This is a genomic window from Clostridium saccharoperbutylacetonicum N1-4(HMT), assembly GCF_000340885.1.
In the GTDB taxonomy this organism is placed as follows: Bacteria; Bacillota; Clostridia; order Clostridiales; family Clostridiaceae; genus Clostridium; species Clostridium saccharoperbutylacetonicum.
Genome location: NC_020291.1, coordinates 2,085,818 through 2,102,264 on the forward strand (window position 1 = coordinate 2,085,818; position 16,447 = coordinate 2,102,264).

Annotated in this window: 17 protein-coding genes, 1 pseudogene and 2 riboswitches; of the genes and pseudogenes, 14 read left to right on the forward strand and 4 right to left on the reverse strand. The window is 29.7% G+C overall.

Annotated elements, in window-relative coordinates:
* Nucleotides 1-257: 257 nt before the first annotated feature.
* The 5 genes from CSPA_RS09210 (at nt 258) to CSPA_RS09225 (ending at nt 3,500) form a co-directional block, all read left to right on the forward strand.
* Nucleotides 258-1,163: an alpha/beta hydrolase gene (locus tag CSPA_RS09210; RefSeq protein ID WP_015391977.1), complete on the forward strand. Its 906-nt coding sequence runs from the start codon at nt 258-260 to the stop codon at nt 1,161-1,163.
* Nucleotides 1,164-1,447: 284 nt separating this feature from the next.
* A complete protein-coding gene (locus tag CSPA_RS09215) occupies nt 1,448-1,867 on the forward strand; it encodes a pyridoxamine 5'-phosphate oxidase family protein (RefSeq protein ID WP_015391978.1) in 420 nt (139 codons plus the stop codon).
* Entirely contained in the window at nt 1,836-2,051 is a 216-nt protein-coding gene (locus CSPA_RS29490) for a hypothetical protein (RefSeq protein ID WP_144053527.1), read from the forward strand. The genes CSPA_RS09215 and CSPA_RS29490 overlap by 32 nt, the downstream gene beginning before the upstream one ends.
* Nucleotides 2,052-2,161: 110 nt before the next feature.
* Nucleotides 2,162-2,767 (forward strand): GNAT family N-acetyltransferase, encoded by a 606-nt coding sequence (locus CSPA_RS09220; protein WP_015391979.1) that lies wholly within the window; start codon nt 2,162-2,164, stop codon nt 2,765-2,767.
* A gap of 223 nt (nt 2,768-2,990) precedes the next feature.
* Nucleotides 2,991-3,500 carry a VanZ family protein gene (locus tag CSPA_RS09225; protein ID WP_015391980.1) on the forward strand — a complete coding sequence of 170 codons (510 nt, stop codon included), beginning with the start codon at nt 2,991-2,993 and terminating at the stop codon, nt 3,498-3,500.
* A 167-nt stretch (nt 3,501-3,667) separates the two neighbouring features.
* Here CSPA_RS09225 and CSPA_RS09230 read toward each other — a convergent pair whose 3' ends face one another.
* Complete coding sequence (locus CSPA_RS09230; protein WP_015391981.1) at nt 3,668-3,991, reverse strand: hypothetical protein; 324 nt, start codon at nt 3,989-3,991, stop codon at nt 3,668-3,670.
* A 274-nt stretch (nt 3,992-4,265) separates the two neighbouring features.
* The gene (locus CSPA_RS09235; RefSeq protein ID WP_015391982.1) at nt 4,266-4,526 is read right to left on the reverse strand and encodes a hypothetical protein; all 261 of its coding nucleotides are present in this window, start codon (nt 4,524-4,526) and stop codon (nt 4,266-4,268) included.
* 581 nt (nt 4,527-5,107) lie between these two features.
* Here CSPA_RS09235 and CSPA_RS09240 point away from each other — a divergent pair.
* From CSPA_RS09240 to CSPA_RS09270, 7 genes and pseudogenes are all read left to right on the forward strand, one after another.
* Nucleotides 5,108-5,746, forward strand: a pseudogene (locus CSPA_RS09240) (glycoside hydrolase family 11 protein); the annotation flags it as partial.
* Nucleotides 5,747-6,292: 546 nt separating this feature from the next.
* Nucleotides 6,293-6,844 carry a GNAT family N-acetyltransferase gene (locus CSPA_RS09245; protein ID WP_015391984.1) on the forward strand — a complete coding sequence of 184 codons (552 nt, stop codon included), beginning with the start codon at nt 6,293-6,295 and terminating at the stop codon, nt 6,842-6,844.
* A gap of 167 nt (nt 6,845-7,011) precedes the next feature.
* Nucleotides 7,012-7,076: riboswitch (Fluoride riboswitch) on the forward strand.
* 152 nt (nt 7,077-7,228) lie between these two features.
* A complete protein-coding gene (locus CSPA_RS09250; protein ID WP_015391985.1) occupies nt 7,229-7,849 on the forward strand; it encodes a DUF5052 family protein in 621 nt (206 codons plus the stop codon).
* Between the two features lie 303 nt (nt 7,850-8,152).
* Nucleotides 8,153-8,470: an ArsR/SmtB family transcription factor gene (locus CSPA_RS09255; RefSeq protein ID WP_015391986.1), complete on the forward strand. Its 318-nt coding sequence runs from the start codon at nt 8,153-8,155 to the stop codon at nt 8,468-8,470.
* Nucleotides 8,471-8,824: 354 nt separating this feature from the next.
* Entirely contained in the window at nt 8,825-9,241 is a 417-nt protein-coding gene (locus CSPA_RS09260; RefSeq protein WP_015391987.1) for an arsenate reductase ArsC, read from the forward strand.
* 23 nt (nt 9,242-9,264) lie between these two features.
* On the forward strand, nt 9,265-10,326 hold the full coding sequence (arsB, locus tag CSPA_RS09265) for an ACR3 family arsenite efflux transporter (RefSeq protein WP_015391988.1): 1,062 nt from the start codon (nt 9,265-9,267) through the stop codon (nt 10,324-10,326).
* Nucleotides 10,327-10,366: 40 nt separating this feature from the next.
* The gene (locus tag CSPA_RS09270) at nt 10,367-11,236 is read left to right on the forward strand and encodes an isocitrate lyase/PEP mutase family protein (protein WP_015391989.1); all 870 of its coding nucleotides are present in this window, start codon (nt 10,367-10,369) and stop codon (nt 11,234-11,236) included.
* Nucleotides 11,237-11,475: 239 nt separating this feature from the next.
* Here the strand turns inward: CSPA_RS09270 and CSPA_RS09275 are convergent, their stop codons facing one another.
* Together CSPA_RS09275 and CSPA_RS09280 are read right to left on the reverse strand one after the other, a co-directional pair.
* A complete protein-coding gene (locus tag CSPA_RS09275; protein ID WP_015391990.1) occupies nt 11,476-11,976 on the reverse strand; it encodes a GNAT family N-acetyltransferase in 501 nt (166 codons plus the stop codon).
* Between the two features lie 53 nt (nt 11,977-12,029).
* Entirely contained in the window at nt 12,030-12,506 is a 477-nt protein-coding gene (locus CSPA_RS09280) for a MarR family winged helix-turn-helix transcriptional regulator (RefSeq protein WP_015391991.1), read from the reverse strand.
* Nucleotides 12,507-12,979: 473 nt separating this feature from the next.
* On the opposite strand from CSPA_RS09280, the gene CSPA_RS09285 reads away from it, so the two are divergent.
* Both CSPA_RS09285 and CSPA_RS09290 read left to right on the forward strand, forming a co-directional pair.
* Nucleotides 12,980-14,107 (forward strand): Ig domain-containing protein, encoded by a 1,128-nt coding sequence (locus tag CSPA_RS09285; protein WP_015391992.1) that lies wholly within the window; start codon nt 12,980-12,982, stop codon nt 14,105-14,107.
* A 381-nt stretch (nt 14,108-14,488) separates the two neighbouring features.
* Nucleotides 14,489-16,120, forward strand: a complete 1,632-nt coding sequence (locus CSPA_RS09290) for an Ig-like domain-containing protein (RefSeq protein ID WP_015391993.1) — start codon at nt 14,489-14,491, stop codon at nt 16,118-16,120.
* A gap of 155 nt (nt 16,121-16,275) precedes the next feature.
* A riboswitch (cyclic di-GMP riboswitch) is annotated at nt 16,276-16,359 on the forward strand.
* Nucleotides 16,360-16,447 lie beyond the last annotated feature (88 nt).

Here is a 16,447-nt window from a genome sequence, read left to right on the forward strand (position 1 = left end):
ATAGAAATAGGAATATTAACTATAACCATATTTTTATATTTAGGTTTAAAAAAATAGAATGAGTTCAAAATTTAATTTTATTATAGATACCGCACTATGTTAGAAATTGAAGGAGTTTTTATGCTTTAAATGCTACACAATACTAACAAAAAATGCGAAACAACATAGGAGCCTAAAAGGTTTGGAGTGGTATAATAGAATTGCAAAAAAACACTAAACTAGTGAATTTGGAAATTTATTATAGAGAGGAAATTATAATGTTAATAGAAAAAATTAACTTATGGAACGATAATGAAGATGTTACGTTAACAGCATACATTTTAGATAACGAGCACGAAACCAGATTAAAAAAACGTCCAACAATAATTATTTGTCCAGGTGGCGGATTTTTATATACTTCTAATAGGGAAGCAGAACCAATAGCAATGAAATTTGCTGGAGAAGGATATAACACTTTTGTGCTTAGATATACAACATATTTTAATAGTGGTAAAGTGGATTTTAATAATCTACCAGATGGAAATAGACAAGCAAAATATCCACAGCCTTTGTTTGATTTAGCTAGGGCAATATTGACTGTAAGAGAAAATGCAGATAAATGGGCAGTTGATAATAATAAGATTTTTGTATGTGGATTTTCAGCAGGTGGATATTTAGCTGCTAGTCTAGGTGTGCATTGGCAAGATGAACTATTAAAAGAAAAGTTTAATGTGAATAGTGATTTATTTAAGCCCAATGGTATGATATTGGGATATCCTCTATTAGATAATATTTTAATGAAAGAACTTTTATTAGAAGTTAATGATAAGTCTTTGGAACAATACTGGAGATTATCTTGTTATTCACTTTCTGGTGAATCAGAACCATCAGATGAATATCTTAAAAAATTAAGTCCAGTAAATCATGTGTGTCAAAATACACCTCCTACGTTCATGTGGCATACAGCTAATGATGAATTAGTAAGTGTAAGAAATTCAATAAATTTTGCAACAGAACTATCAAAAAATAAAATTCCATATGAACTTCACATATTTGAAGCTGGTAGTCACGGCTTGGCACTTTGTAATGAAGTCACAGCTAAGGATGAAACTCAGATTAAGCCAGAAGTTCAAGTTTGGTTTGATATGGCTTTAACATGGCTTAAGGCACAAGTGAAAAAATAGCAAATCAATTAAAATTTCTATTTTTATAAAATTGCATAACATTGTTTTATAAATTCTTACTTTACAATTAGTAAGATTAAAATTTCGCATTATTCAAGAAGTGAATTTGCGATTTTTTTGTACGTGATTTTAATAATAGATGCAGATTTTCTACACTAAATATAAAGCTTGCGCAGTAGATTTAAAAAATATGTTCTTTAAAAATTAAATAATATTACTTTTACAAAATATGTTATAATAAGTATTAAATAGTAAATGGCGTAATATAGATAGGAGGAGTTAAAATGAATGAAAAAATCATCTCTAGAGCTGGAGAAATTGTTGAGAAAAATACAAAGGAAGGAACTTATTGTGAATTGGCACTTATTGATTTAGAGGGGTATCCGACTGTTTCAACCATCACAGCTTCTAAAGCAGACGGTATTAATTGGTTGACATTCTGTACTGGAATTGGCAGTGATAAAGCTATTAGAGTTAATAAGTGCAATAGGGCAAGTGTTTGCTTCAATTCTGATGAGTATAATATAACCCTCGTAGGTACAATTGATATAATTACTGATCCAGATGTGAAAAAAGAAATGTGGTATGGAGGATTAACTAATCATTTTAGCGGTCCGCAAGACTCCAATTATTGTGCATTACGATTTAAAACGGAACGCTATAACCTCTTAGTTGACTGGGAAGAGGCGAAGGGAAGATTGTAAAACAATCAGAAAAAGAACAAAACAATATATTGCTTCTTTTAAGATAAAACCGGAAAGTTGTTATGAAAGATTACTTAAGGTAATAAGATTTGGCTCAAGTCCAGAAGATATTGAAAAGTTCTATGATGAATGGCGTGAATTGGTTAAGGATTTAGAAAGTGTTTGTAACAAAGAAGCAGCATAATAAAAGTGAAATTTGAATTTGACAGATTATTTATCTTGATAGTGTAGAGTGAACTATGAAGAAACAGAAATATAAAATAGATGCCAACATTAGTTAGTGGGGGTAATAAAATGAGGATTGAAATTAAAAAATTAACACCTGCTCATGTAGATGAATATATGAACTTTTTCGAGACAACACCACATGATGATAATATACCTGAACATACCTGTTATTGTGAGTGCTGGTGTAGCGCCGATCACCGTTTTGAAACAGGGATTCCATCACGTGAAGAAAGAAAAGCAATGGCTATTGAATATGTTAAGAGTGGACAGATACAAGGATATTTAGCATATGTTGATGATTGTATAGTTGGTTGGTGTAATGCAAACACAAAGACAGAATGTGTGAATTGTATAGGCTGGTATCGTTTTATGCCACAAGTAAATGAACTGGAGATTGATGTAAATGCTAAAGTAAAGTCGATATATTGTTTTCTTGTTGCACCTGATATGAAAAGAAAAGGAATAGCAAAACAATTATTGCAATATGCTTGTCAAGATGCGAAAAGCGATGGTTATGATTATGTTGAAGTATATCCCGAAAAAGAAACTACCGATGAACTTAAACATTTTATGGGGTTTGTTGATATGTATAAAAGCTTTGGATTTACTATTCATGCAGAAACAAATCAAAAATTTATAATGAGGAAGCAGTTAAAGGGCTCTAGAGGATAAGGAGTATAGGAAGCAAACATATTCCTATTTGCGTAGCTGTGCTCAAATCTTTTTTGATTAATTTACATATTTCTTTACATAATTTATATTTGTATGCTTTGTGCAAAAACTTATGTAAAGATTAAGGTATTTTTAAGTTAACATTAATTGCTAATTAATATTATAGTAATAAACTAAAAATGGAAAATAAATTTAATTAGTATAAAATGTTACGGGGGTACGTATGGAAACTAGAGAAATAAAACAACGATTATTAACAACCTGCTTACTGATATTATATTTGCTCGTATTAACCTGGATTATAATATTTAAAATGCAATTTTCAATTCAAGACTTGGACCATTTGCGAAGTATTAACTTAATACCATTTAAGGAATCGGTAATAGTGAATAATAGGATTGAATTTTCAGAAATATATGATAACATACTCGTATTTGTTCCATTTGGACTTTATGTTAGTATGTTAAAAAGTAATTGGTCTTTCTTAAAGAAAGTTGCTCCAATAGCAGGTGTAAGTTTGCTTTATGAAGTATTACAATTTATATTTTCAGTTGGTGCATCTGATGTAACTGACCTTATAGGAAATACATTTGGAGGAATAATTGGAATTGCAATATACATTGTTTTTCGTAGACTATTAAAAACAGATTTTAAAACAAATAAAATTCTTAATATTATTGCACTAATTGGGACAATAGGTGTGATTATATTGTTAGTAATTTTAGTGAGTTAATTTTAATACATGATATTCTTATTAAAAGCTTTAGGCTTATCACCCTTACTTATGCTGTTTTATAAGGATCGTAATTATCAATAACAATTCCAAATTTGGTTGAGATTATAGTAGTTATTTTTTTAATAGAGATAGATATGTAGTAAATGAATGAAGGAATGCGAATATTAAGTTGAAAATAATAGTTGACCATTGCCAATTACTACAATCTTATGGTCATACTGCATTGGTTTTAGAGTATATTCAATTGAGTTTGGTTCAAGTCGTATTGATTGTTGAATAAGTTGATCACCACTAAATATAATCATGAAAATCTTACCGGAAGAAGCATTTTTTACTTTATAGGAAACATTAGGCATCAACTTCAAATCATTAATGGTATAAAATCCTTCGGAAAATGTTTGAGGATTAGGAGCAGCTATAACAGCTAGATTATTCATAGTAAATGCTAGTAATAAGAAAATAGAAAATATAATAGCTGATTTTTTCATTAGCTTAACCTCTTTTCATAATTTAGATGGTATAGTTTATAATAAGTTTATTATATGTAAAGCATGAGAAAATATTCTAAGCACTTGATTTTATACAATTTTCTTTATGATTTTTGGTGATATTTGGTACCATATATAATTATGACACATTGGATTAAATTCATATGTATGAGTATTTATTTTTCTGGTGTTACATAGAAATACTGTAGCACCAGAGAAAATCCTTACTAGCAAATAATTTAAAAAATTTTGTTTTGCTAAATTTTTTACAACCTTAGTAAAGGGTAGGAACTGGGTAACATGCAACCTGACTTATAGATTTTTCATCAAATCCATAAAACACCCATTTTTTACCGTCCCATCTATAACCAGAAACTTCTCCTTGCTCTAGTCTTGTAGGATAGAACCAGAAAGGTTTTCCGTGTTTAGGCCATACATACGTATATGATTGTAAGCAGTCAACGATATATGAAACCTTTGGCTTTTTAGGTTTAGTTTTTGGTGGAGGAGAATTTGGTGGTCCATATTCTCTCATATGATTTTGCTCCTTAAAAAACGCTCTAAATTATATTATGATTGGAAACAGATATTGTTCATTTCACCTGCATAAAATGTTCTCATATGCAGCATAGCTGCTCTTTCTAAGGTGCACATTTTTATGCTAATCGTGAAGATATTTTAAGTATATTTCATAATTTTGATATAGAAAGAATACGCCATATAGATTATTGCTACATAAATCATGAAAAAACAGATTGTAAGTATTATTACATAAATGGATATAAAAAATAGTGAGAGTATTTGCATTTAATGCATTATTTTGGACATTTTAGGATAAATAATAATATTTAATTTTTATATATGGTAATATGTAAGAGGAAGGATGTTAATCGTTTTTGGTTATAATTTGGATGGTACAACTCCATAAACGATTAATCTGAATTTTAGTAAACTAGGGAGGAATTAAATATGTTGAAAAAAAAAGTAATTTTTACTGCTTTAGCAGCATTAGTTATGACAAGTTCTTTAACTATGGTTGAGAATACTGTTTTTGCAGCAACAACTTTAAGCACAACAGAAAATACTTTTGCTAAAGAAGCTTTAAGTACGCAAAAAATTTCTTCAGCATTTAACACACAGGCAGTACCGAAAACGATTACCTCAAATGAAATTGGTATTAATGGCGGCTACAACTATGAACTTTGGAAGGACCACGGAAACACCAGCATGACGCTAAAGGATGGTGGCGCGTTTAGTTGTCAGTGGAGCAATATCGGAAATGCGTTATTCCGTAAAGGCAAGAAATTCAATGACACCCAGACATACAAACAGCTTGGAAATATATCAGTAAACTATGATTGTAATTACCAGCCATCTGGCAATTCCTACATGTGTGTATATGGATGGACGAGAGGTCCTCTCGTGGAATATTATATAGTAGATAGCTGGGGCAGCTGGAGACCGCCTGGCGGAACATCAAAAGGCACAATTACAGTCGATGGTGGTATCTATGACATATATGAGACCACTCGAATCAACCAGCCTTCAATTGAAGGAAATAATACAACTTTTAAGCAGTATTGGAGCGTCCGCAGATCTAAACGCACTAGCGGAACAATATCTGTCAGCAAACACTTTGCCGCTTGGGAAAGTAAAGGAATGCCACTTGGAAAAATGCATGAAACTGCATTTAACATAGAGGGATACCAAAGCAGTGGGAAAGCTGATGTGAATAGTATGTCAATTAATATCGGAAATAAATAATAATCAATAAAACGCTCTTTTTCAAGAGCGTTTTTAAAAAAATATACACCTATGATTATAAAGGAGAAAATGAATTTTGGGCTGGGGAGTATAAGGTAAGTGGTAGGACTATATTTACTGAAAAAGATAATAAGGCTACTTATGAAGGTAATAGTAGTGAAATTTTCACGGTGACATATAAGGGAGATATATCTGAACTTCTTCAATAGGACATTTAGAAATATATAGTGAAGGTGAAAAACTGCAATTAAGTTTGAAAAACATATTTACAATATGGAAATTTAAATATATAATTAAAGATTAAAACTTTTTCTTTCTACTAGCTTTTGCTTAACAATATTATTTTAGCTTAAAAGTGATAAATATACAAGATAAAATAAGCATATGCGAGTGTATATTTGCAGTTTCGCTAGTAATTAGTATTAGTATATTAGAACAGTTTATATAAAGTTTAGTATTTTTTAGGTCTGATGATATAATACTTTTGGATAGAGACGTCTTTATACTAATTATAGATAAATTTGGAGAGTGATCTTAATGCAAAAAGTTTATGAAACTGAAAGACTTTTGTTAAAAGTTTTAGATAAATCTTATGCGGAAATGGTTGCTGATTATTGTTTAAGAAACAAATCTTTTTTAGAAGAGTGGGAACCTTTGAGGAGCGAAGAATTTTATACAAAGCAATATCAGGAAGAACAACTAGATAAAGCGTTAACAGATATAAAAAATAATAATTCATTAATATTATGGATATTCAAAAAGCAAGACGAGCAAAGAATATTGGGTTCTATTGCTTTTACTAACATAGTAAAAGGCGTATTTTTATCGAGTTATCTTGGTTATAAATTTGATAAAGATGAAATCAATAAAGGGTACATGACTGAGGCTATTCAAAAAGGAATTGAAATTATGTTTAATGAATATGGATTACACAGAATTGAAGCTAATATTATGCCAAAAAATAAAAGATCATTAAGGGTAGCTGAGAAATTAGGCTTTTATAATGAAGGACTAGCATATAAGTATTTAAAGATAAATGAAAAATGGGAAGATCATATACATATGGTTTTATTAAATGATAAGGTTTAGTAAGAGTTTTGGCATAGGTTTTGATTATAAGTTAATATTTAAGAGTTAGATTATTTGGAGTTGTGTAAAAAATAGTTTGGTTGCAATTGGGTTATTATTTTGTTGAAAGTTATTGTAATTTAAGCTAGAATTACATTAAATAGGAATGTGAATAAGTGTGAAAAAGAATTTTCATAGGTGATGAAGTTCGCTTTTAAATATCTCCTTTGAGATTGATGACCTCTACTATATCAAAAATATAGTAGAGGTCTTTTGTTTTATATTAGATATTTTATGGATACTAGACACCTTCAAAAGAAGAATAGGATAAAAAAATAAAATTTAAAGTAATTATTTGTACTTTTATGAGATTTTATATACAATAATATCAGGGGGGATGTGTTAATGAAGAAAAAACTTAGACCAATAATTCTAGTTATTGCTATTGTTCTAATAGGAATATCTGTATTTGGATGCGCTAAAATAAAAGATTTGGCTGGAAAAATTAAAGGTGATTTAGTGGGACAACAATTTACTGTAACCACCTATGATGATTATGGAAATAAAACTTTAACAGTTGAAGGTAGCAAAGTTACAGTAGGATTGCTGCAAAATAGTGATAATTTTGATAAAAAAGCTTCAGAATTTAAGTCAGAAGTATTGGAAGTTACAGTTAATGGAAATCAAATGTTCCAAGTTGGTAATACAGTAATATTTGCTGAAAATGGATTGGATATGATTGAAGGCTATGATGTTCCAACAGATGTTAATGTAAATAAAGGTGGCGGTTATGTTCCACTTGATAGATTCGTTAATGATGTTAAAAATAAAATAGGAAAAGACAAGACAATTATTATAAGCTCACAACAAGGGATTCCTATAGGAGTATATCAAGGCAAAGACGTCTATGTTACAATACCAGAAGATTTACCTAAAATGACCAGAATAAATATAGATGGAAAAACCTTGTATATTCATAGAGCTAATTATACTATTCTTGATAGTAAAATGATAAAAGGCAAATAACAAAGTGGACAAGTATATAAAAATGTAATAGTATTTATTAACAAATCCTAATTGCTAAATTAAATAGTAATTAGGATTTTTTTTATTTAAGATGTTTGGGAAAATCATGCATAGGTAGTAAAAAGTTTTATAATACTATTTTGTAACAGCAATTTATTTTTTGAATAATATAACTATATAGATAATTGTTTATTTAGTTATGTTAAATATAAATTAAATAACTAAGCTGTATTGACAATAGATAGACAATATTCTATATTGAGTATATAGATATATATCTATATAGGAAAGGTGCGAATCAATATGGATTATGAAGGAAACTCAAAAATTTTCAAAGCATTAACTGATCCAAGTAGATTAAAAATAATTGATATATTATCGTGTGGCGAAAAATGTGCATGTGAAATTCTAAATTATTTTGATTTTACTCAACCAACACTTTCACATCATATGAAGGTATTAAGTGATTGTGGCCTTGTAGAGGTAAGAAAAGAGGGGCTTTGGAATTACTATAAGTTAAACATAAACAATTGTAATAAACTTACATTGTTTATGATGAATCTCATAACAGAAACAAAAGATTGCATTTGTAAAGATAAAGCTAATTGTACTTGTAAATAAGAATTATAGATATCAAAAGCAAGAATTAGGCTTACGCGAAAATTACCGAAATCCAATACATTTGTCTTCCACAGGACTAGTGAAATTTTCGCTGGAAGGTTCTAAATGTGGGCTTGACATCATTTCAGCGTGTTCCAGATGTAAAATCTGGACAAGCTTAAATGAAACAAGCCCCCATTAAGAACCATCATCAGCTCAATTTCACATGCCTGCTTCCAGAAAAATGTATCTGATTTCTAGTGTAGTGTTACGATTAGAATTTCTCAATGATACATGTATATTCCATTTATAAGTTTGATTCTTAAATTGGATATCTATAAGTTATAAAATAACTTAAATAGGAGGGATGAAGGTATGAAAACAAAAGTAGCATTTGTTTGCGTTCACAATTCATGCAGATCACAAATGGCAGAGGCACTTGGAAAGCTTTATGGAATTTCAGTATTTGAAAGTTATTCTGCTGGAACAGAAACAAAGCCACAAATAAATCAAGATGCAGTGAGAATAATAAAGGCCTTATATAATATTGACATGAACAAAACTCAAAAATCTAAACTTTTATCTGATATTCCAGGTGTGGATATCGTTATAACTATGGGATGTAATGTGGAGTGTCCATTTTTGCCTTGCAAATATAGGGAAGATTGGGGATTGGACGACCCAACAGGTAAAAATGATGAGGAGTTTATAAATACAGCTAAAACTATAGAAGAAAAGATAAAAGACTTAGCAAATAGAATTGAGAATAATGAAATTAATTTAGACCAATAATTAAATAGTAGGGGGATTTGAAAATGAATAACAAATCATCAAAACTATCATTTTTAGACAGATACTTAACTCTATGGATATTTGCAGCAATGGCACTTGGAATATTCCTTGGATGGGGAGTGCCATCATTATCAGCAGGACTTGCAAGCTTATCTGTTGGAACAACATCAATACCCATAGCTATAGGTCTTATTGTCATGATGTATCCACCACTTGCAAAAGTAAATTATAAAGAACTTGGAAAAGTATTTAAAAATCCAAAAGTTCTTGGTTTATCATTAGTCCAAAATTGGTTTATTGGACCAATCTTAATGTTCATACTTGCTTTTGTGTTCTTAAAATCCGATTCGGAATTAATGATGGGACTCATTTTTATTGGACTTGCTAGATGTATAGCAATGGTAATTCTTTGGAATAGTTTGGCAGATGGGGATAGTGAATATGCAGCAGCTCTAGTAGCCTTTAATTCTATATTTCAAGTAGTATTTTATTCAGTATTTGCATATATATTTATTACAGTTTTGCCACCAGTATTTGGACTTACAGGATATGAAGTTCATATTTCAATGGGAGAAGTAGCAACGTCTGTTGCAATTTATCTTGGAATTCCTTTTTTATTAGGAATGCTTACCAGACTTATATTAGAACCTATGAAGGGAACAGAATGGTATGTAAAGAAATTTGTGCCTAAGATTAGCCCACTAGCATTAATAGCTTTATTATTTACAATTGTAGTAATGTTCATGTTTAAAGGTAAATATATTGTAGAATTACCTTTGGATGTTATTAAGGTTGCAATACCACTAATAATATATTTTATAGTTATGTTTTCTGTTTCATTTTTCATAAGCTATAAATCAGGTATAAATTATCAGCAAACTACTACTTTATCATTTACAGCTGCAAGTAATAACTTTGAATTAGCAATAGCTGTTGCAGTAGCAGTATTTGGGATTCAATCAAGGGTAGCTTTTGCAGCAGTAATAGGTCCATTAATAGAAGTACCAGTAATGATTGCATTAGTAAATGTAGCATTACATTGGGGAAGAAAGTATTTTTTGTATTCTAAGGAAGAAAATAATTAATACGTTTATTATCAATGTTTTATAGAGGGTAGTGTTAAAAATGGATAGAGATAAAATTCTAAAACAGTTATTAAACTCTAGCGAAACACTTATCATGCCAGATGCGTTTGATCCAATTTCTGCAAAAATAATTGAGTATGCAGGATTTTCAGCTGTTCAATGTTCAGGATATAGTTATGCTATATCAAAAGGATATAAGCATGAGGACGATATTGATTTAAAGACTAATTTAGATATTACAAAAAGTATTGTTGATACAGTAAATATTCCTGTCATGGCAGATGGAGAAGATGGTTATGGTGAAGGGGAGAATTTTAAGAACACAATTAAAGAATTCATTAATACAGGTGTGTCAGGAATAAATATTGAAGATCAAGTTCATAATATGGAATGTAAAAAATTAAGAATTATAGATGAATTGGACATGTTAAATAAGATTAAGGATGCAAACAGTATTAAATTTGACCTTGGAAAAAATGATTTTATTATTAATGCTAGAACTGATGCACTCTTGTCATTAAGTAATAGGAAAGAGGCACAGAAATTAGCAATAGATAGAGCAAATAAATACTTAGAGGCTGGTGCAGATCTTTGTTTTGTAGCATATGTAAAAACACTTGATGAAGTTAAGTTGTTATCAAGAGAAATTAATGGACCTATTAGTATTGCTGCAGGACTACAATATAATATACAAGAATTTTCAATAAATGATTGCATTGAATTAGGAATTGCGAGAGTAAGCCTTCCTACAGTTATGATTTTGAATTCGATTGAAAGTATGGTTAAAAAATTAAAAGAAATAAAAAGTACTGGTAACTTTAATGAAATAATTAAGGACATCAATTTATTATATAATAGCAATCTGTTAGAAGAAATTTTAAATGGAAAAAATAAATCTTTGTTACAATAGTTTAACTTGGGTGAAGTAGCAAAAATTATATGCCTCTTATAAAATAGAGATGAACTTTCTATTTTATAGGAGGCATTTTTTTATTGTCGAGTAAAGTATAAAAATTTCGATTTTTTAAGCCAGTTATATCAACACTTAAGAATGATATGGCTTGTGAAAATGTGATTAAAAGAGAGCGTAGAGCAGCCACTTTTTTATGGGAAGCACTTTATTTAAAAGATTAAATTTCATACTATAAATTAATCAATTCCAATTACTTTGCTTCTACGCTCCATTAACACAGTATCATGCCAAATACCATTATTCATTTTTGCTATCTTTTCTCTAATTCCTATTTCTCTAAAACCACAGTTTTCATGAAGTTTAATACTTGCAACATTTTCTTTTATAATCCCTGATTGTAAAGTCCAGAAGTTATTTTCTTCAGATAGTTTTATCATGTCTATCAGAAGAGCATGACCTATTCCTAAACCTCTGTAATTCTCGCCTACATATATGCTGACCTCAGCAACGCCAGAATAAACACATCTGCTTGAAGTAGCACTTAGAGTAATAAAACCAAGTACTTTTTCATTTGATTTAGCAACTAGTCTACAAGATTTCACATGTCCATTATCCCAAGCTTCAAAAGTTGGTACTGAATTTTGGAAAGTAGCAATACCAGTATTGATGCCTTCTAGATAAATTTGTGAGACTTCGTCCCAGTCAGAATTTTTCATTTCTTCAATTGTATAATTCATAGTCTATTAACTCCTCCAATATAAAAAATATTTTATCAGTAAGAATGAACTAGTTATACATTTTTTAAATTTTCATCATTACAACAGTTAGATGTGTTTTCAGCCTTAGTAAGAGCCTCAATTATAATATTTAATCCATTAAAAACTGTTAAACGTTCTTCAGTAGATATTTGATTAAAAATATTCATAAATTTATCATCCATTTTACTTTCAATATCTCTAAAAAGAATTAAACCTTTATCCGTTAATTTAATATCTACACTTCGTCTATCTGTTTTTGACTGAGCTCTAAATACAAATTCTTTTTTTACAAGGCTGTCAACAGTTCTACTCATGGTACTTGTGTCTAAACCTATCAATATAGCTAAATCTTTTAAGGTAATACTCCCAATGCGTCCTATCTCAACTAAGGCATGGCATTGAGCTAAAGTAACTTCTAAACAACAACTGTCTTGCTTGTTTAATAAGCCAAGTTTTCGCTCTAATAATCTGATTAATTCTCTAAAATTTTTACTATTAATATCATTCAAAGATATCACTCCTTAGGTAAATAATAGCACTAATAGTTGTAATACACAATTATTGTTTAATACAAATTAATTAGATTTTAACTTTTCATTTTGTTTTTTTAATATTACTGAGCACTAGTAATTGATTGCGATATTGAGATGCATAAATTTAAGATAGTGCTAATACAAAGTTTAGCTGTATCTTGTTTATGCTATTATTTTAGTCTCAACATCGCAATCAAACCAACTCAAATGGTGCAGAATTGAATAAGTGTAGATAACATTAAAGGCTTAAATAAAAAGTCTTTTTTTGTTATCTATTTTAAGCAAAATAGTATAAAAATGGATAATATTAAATGTAAAAAATTACTAAATTTCTTAGATATAAAGGAATTTGTATTACGATTATTGTTGGATTTTACCAGGTATGGAATTAGAATAAGTATATAGAATGCGCATTCGTTTATTATTGAAAAATAAAGGAGAAATGATAAATGAAAAATTACTTTAAAAAGTTTTGTTTAATGTTTGTTATGGTATTTACAGTTATTAGTGTTGGATTAATTCAAAATGGAACTATGGCTAGTGCGGCTACTACATATGATGCTAAAACATTGGATACTGGTATCTATTGGTTTGGTAAAGGAAATGTATCTCAAAAATTCGTTTCAGGAGAAAGTAATAAATACTTTGACTCTTCTAAGCCAACTGTTATTTATATTCATGGCTGGCAAAAGGATAAAACAGAAAAGCTATATAGAGAAATTTTTAATCCTAGTCACAATGATTCTAGTTACGGTGCTGATGTAGATACTGTGAATTATTGGGTTGATAAAGGATGGAATATAGGTATTTTTTACTGGAATCAATTATCCGATGAATCTGAAGTTAAAGATGCAGAAGCTAAAATTTGGACAACTTCTGGATCTAAAGGTATGAGATGGAGAAAAGTTGACGGTAGCTATAATTCAATCAATGTACCTACTGTATCTGCTGCTCAACTTTTTGTAGATGATTATGTAAAAGCTATGAAAAATTTTTCGGGTAGTGAAATAAGATTGGCAGGTCATTCTTTAGGAAGTCAAATGGTTATAAATGGTGGTATGCTTATCAGTAACTTAGTTGATAGTGGAACAATTAGCAGTAATATTTTACCTGATAGAATATGTTTGCTAGATCCATTCTGGTCAAAGGGTGAAAAATCTTATTTAGACAACAAATGGACTGGGGAAGTTAGCCGTAATTATGTCACATCATTAAAAACAAAAGGTGTTGTTTTTGAACAATATAAGTCAAGTAATATAAATGATCTATGGATTGGAGATAGTAATGACGGAATGAAACAGTTAACTGCTTTTATAGATGTTTATCCTGATTATACTGGTCTGATAAACCAAGCTTCTAAACATGGAGCATCAAGAGATTTATATTTTTATTCAATGGGATTTGATGCTCCAGCCGAAATGGTAAATGGAGTTGATACTGGAAATGATGCAGGATATGCGCCTACTAGTACTTCAAGAATACTTGAAATGATGAATTCAAAATATAAGTGGACACAAAATGCTGGAAAATCTACAAATACTCCTGCTGATGATAATTTCAATAAAACTACTAAATAAAAATATTTATAGTAGATCATATTAATTAACCACTACAAAATTGTAGTGGTTAAGATTTTGGGCATCAAATCATTACAAGTTAAATATGAATAGCACTGTTCACATAAGTGCAGTAATGATGCTACATCATAAGAGAATAAGGTGTACAAGTATATAAGTGCAGATAACCTTAAAGGCTTAAATAAAAAGTCTTTTTTTTGTTATCTATTTTAAGCAAAATAGTATAAATATTGATAATAAAACATGTAAAAATTTACTGAAATTCTTAGATATAAAAGAATTTGTATTACGATTATTGTTGGATTATATTGGGATAACAATTAAAATAAATATATAGAATGCGCATTCATTTATTATTGAATATAAGGGAGAGAATGATAAATGAAAAATTATTTTAAAAAGTTTAGTATAATGTTTGTTATGACATTAGTTATTATTGGATTTGGTATCATTCAAAATGGAAGCAGTGCTAATGCAGCCGATATAGGATGGCAAAGATATGAAAAAACATCTTCTTATTTTTTATATGAGGGGAGTTGGTCTTACACTAATGGTTCGGCTTATCTTGATGCATTTACATATAATTCTTCAGCTGACCTTAGATTCAATTTTTATGGAAGCAAGTTGAGATTTTATTCATTAGGGCGTTCTGATCATTCTTTAAATGCTGTAATAAACATAGATGGTATAGATTATCAATTTAAAGAAACAACAAGCTATTCAAATGATTATTCTCTAGATTTTGAGAAAAATGGACTGGAATTAAAGAATCATTCAGTAGTAGTAAAAAAGCTAGATGCTAATAATAGATGTCTATCATTTAGGGCTATAGATATAGATTCAACAGGAAAGATGTTGCCATATGATTATACAACTTTAACAGCTTTAACTAGTGAAACTAGCAATGCTATAACATTGAAGTGGAACACAGCTAATAGTAGTAATGTTACAGGTTATAATATAAAAAGATCAACAACATCAGGTGGAACTTATGAAACAATAGCAACTAGCAGTGATACTAGTTATACAGATACAAATGTACAATTGGGTGTTACTTATTATTATATTATTACACCTATTATCGCTAGTAAAGAAGGAACTAAATCAAATGAAGCTTACGCAATATGTAAATTTAATGAATCAATATCATTAGATAAATCATCAATAAATGTTAATGTAGGTGATACACAACAATTAACAGCAACAACAACTCCAGCAGGAGCACAAGTAACTTGGACATTAGATAATACAGGAGTAGCAACAGTAGATTCAACTGGAAAAGTTACTGGAGTAAAAGAAGGAAGTTGTACAATAACAGCTACAACTGCTAATGGCTTAACTGCAACCTGTGTTGTAACTGTGACTAAAGAAACTAAGTCGATTTCCTTAAATAAGTCAACTACAAGTTTAACAATAGATGATTCAGAAACCTTAATTGCAACAACAACTCCAGCTGGTATAAATGTTAAATGGAGTTCATCTGATACCTCTGTTGCAACAGTAGATTCAAATGGAAAAGTGACAGCTATAGGTTCAGGAACAGCAACAATAACAGCTACAACATTAGATGGAAGCAACTTAAGTGCGTCATGTTTAGTAACTGTAGCACAAAAAGGAAATGATCCAGCACAAGCAGGTTCAGAGTATATAACTAATATTGCTCATGCCAAAGGTGATAATACGAATAATCCTGGCGGAGAGGTTACGATTATATTTCATGGAACAGCTGATACTACATTGAGTGTAGTAAAAACAGCAGATGTAAAAGACGTATGGGTAGGAGATAATTTTACATATACTCTTGTAATCACTAATACTGGGACAAAGACAGCTAAAGCAGTGGTAGTTAATGATCCAGCACCAAATCATATAGATTTTAATGTTAGTGGAGTAACAACTACTCAAGGAACAGTTGATTCAAGTTCGACATCTAAAAATATTATAGTTAACGTTGGAGATATTCCACCTACAGGAACAGTAACAATTAAGATACCAGCAACAGTTATAGCGTAAATTAATTGTTTGAAAAGATAATTAAATATAAAGTTTATAAAAGGTGCTTGCAGGATGTAGGTACCTTTTAGTATTGTTATATAATGGGGAAATATAGTGTGTAAATATATTATTTGTTGATTTTAGGCGAAAAATAGTATAATATTAAATTCATAAGAAAATGTGGAAACAGTGAAAAATTCTCTTTATTTGGGCACTTTGAGAATTTAGAGTTAATAGTGCAACCGACCACTAATTAGTTTAACGCTGATTAGTGGTCTTTATTATTTAAAGCAGAAAGGGGCTATGCTTTATTTAGTTGTATTATGAAAATGATAATAGAAAATT

Bases quoted from the DNA above. Each gene is read 5' to 3' on its own strand.
- CSPA_RS09210 (WP_015391977.1), top strand. From the start codon at position 258: ATGTTAATAGAAAAAATTAACTTATGGAACGATAATGAAGATGTTACG.
- CSPA_RS09215 (WP_015391978.1), top strand. From the start codon at position 1,448: ATGAATGAAAAAATCATCTCTAGAGCTGGAGAAATTGTTGAGAAAAAT.
- CSPA_RS09220 (WP_015391979.1), top strand. From the start codon at position 2,162: ATGAGGATTGAAATTAAAAAATTAACACCTGCTCATGTAGATGAATAT.
- CSPA_RS09225 (WP_015391980.1), top strand. From the start codon at position 2,991: ATGGAAACTAGAGAAATAAAACAACGATTATTAACAACCTGCTTACTG.
- CSPA_RS09230 (WP_015391981.1), bottom strand. From the start codon at position 3,991: ATGAAAAAATCAGCTATTATATTTTCTATTTTCTTATTACTAGCATTT.
- CSPA_RS09235 (WP_015391982.1), bottom strand. From the start codon at position 4,526: ATGAGAGAATATGGACCACCAAATTCTCCTCCACCAAAAACTAAACCT.
- CSPA_RS09245 (WP_015391984.1), top strand. From the start codon at position 6,293: ATGCAAAAAGTTTATGAAACTGAAAGACTTTTGTTAAAAGTTTTAGAT.
- CSPA_RS09250 (WP_015391985.1), top strand. From the start codon at position 7,229: ATGAAGAAAAAACTTAGACCAATAATTCTAGTTATTGCTATTGTTCTA.
- CSPA_RS09255 (WP_015391986.1), top strand. From the start codon at position 8,153: ATGGATTATGAAGGAAACTCAAAAATTTTCAAAGCATTAACTGATCCA.
- CSPA_RS09260 (WP_015391987.1), top strand. From the start codon at position 8,825: ATGAAAACAAAAGTAGCATTTGTTTGCGTTCACAATTCATGCAGATCA.
- arsB (WP_015391988.1), top strand. From the start codon at position 9,265: ATGAATAACAAATCATCAAAACTATCATTTTTAGACAGATACTTAACT.
- CSPA_RS09270 (WP_015391989.1), top strand. From the start codon at position 10,367: ATGGATAGAGATAAAATTCTAAAACAGTTATTAAACTCTAGCGAAACA.
- CSPA_RS09275 (WP_015391990.1), bottom strand. From the start codon at position 11,976: ATGAATTATACAATTGAAGAAATGAAAAATTCTGACTGGGACGAAGTC.
- CSPA_RS09285 (WP_015391992.1), top strand. From the start codon at position 12,980: ATGAAAAATTACTTTAAAAAGTTTTGTTTAATGTTTGTTATGGTATTT.
- CSPA_RS09290 (WP_015391993.1), top strand. From the start codon at position 14,489: ATGAAAAATTATTTTAAAAAGTTTAGTATAATGTTTGTTATGACATTA.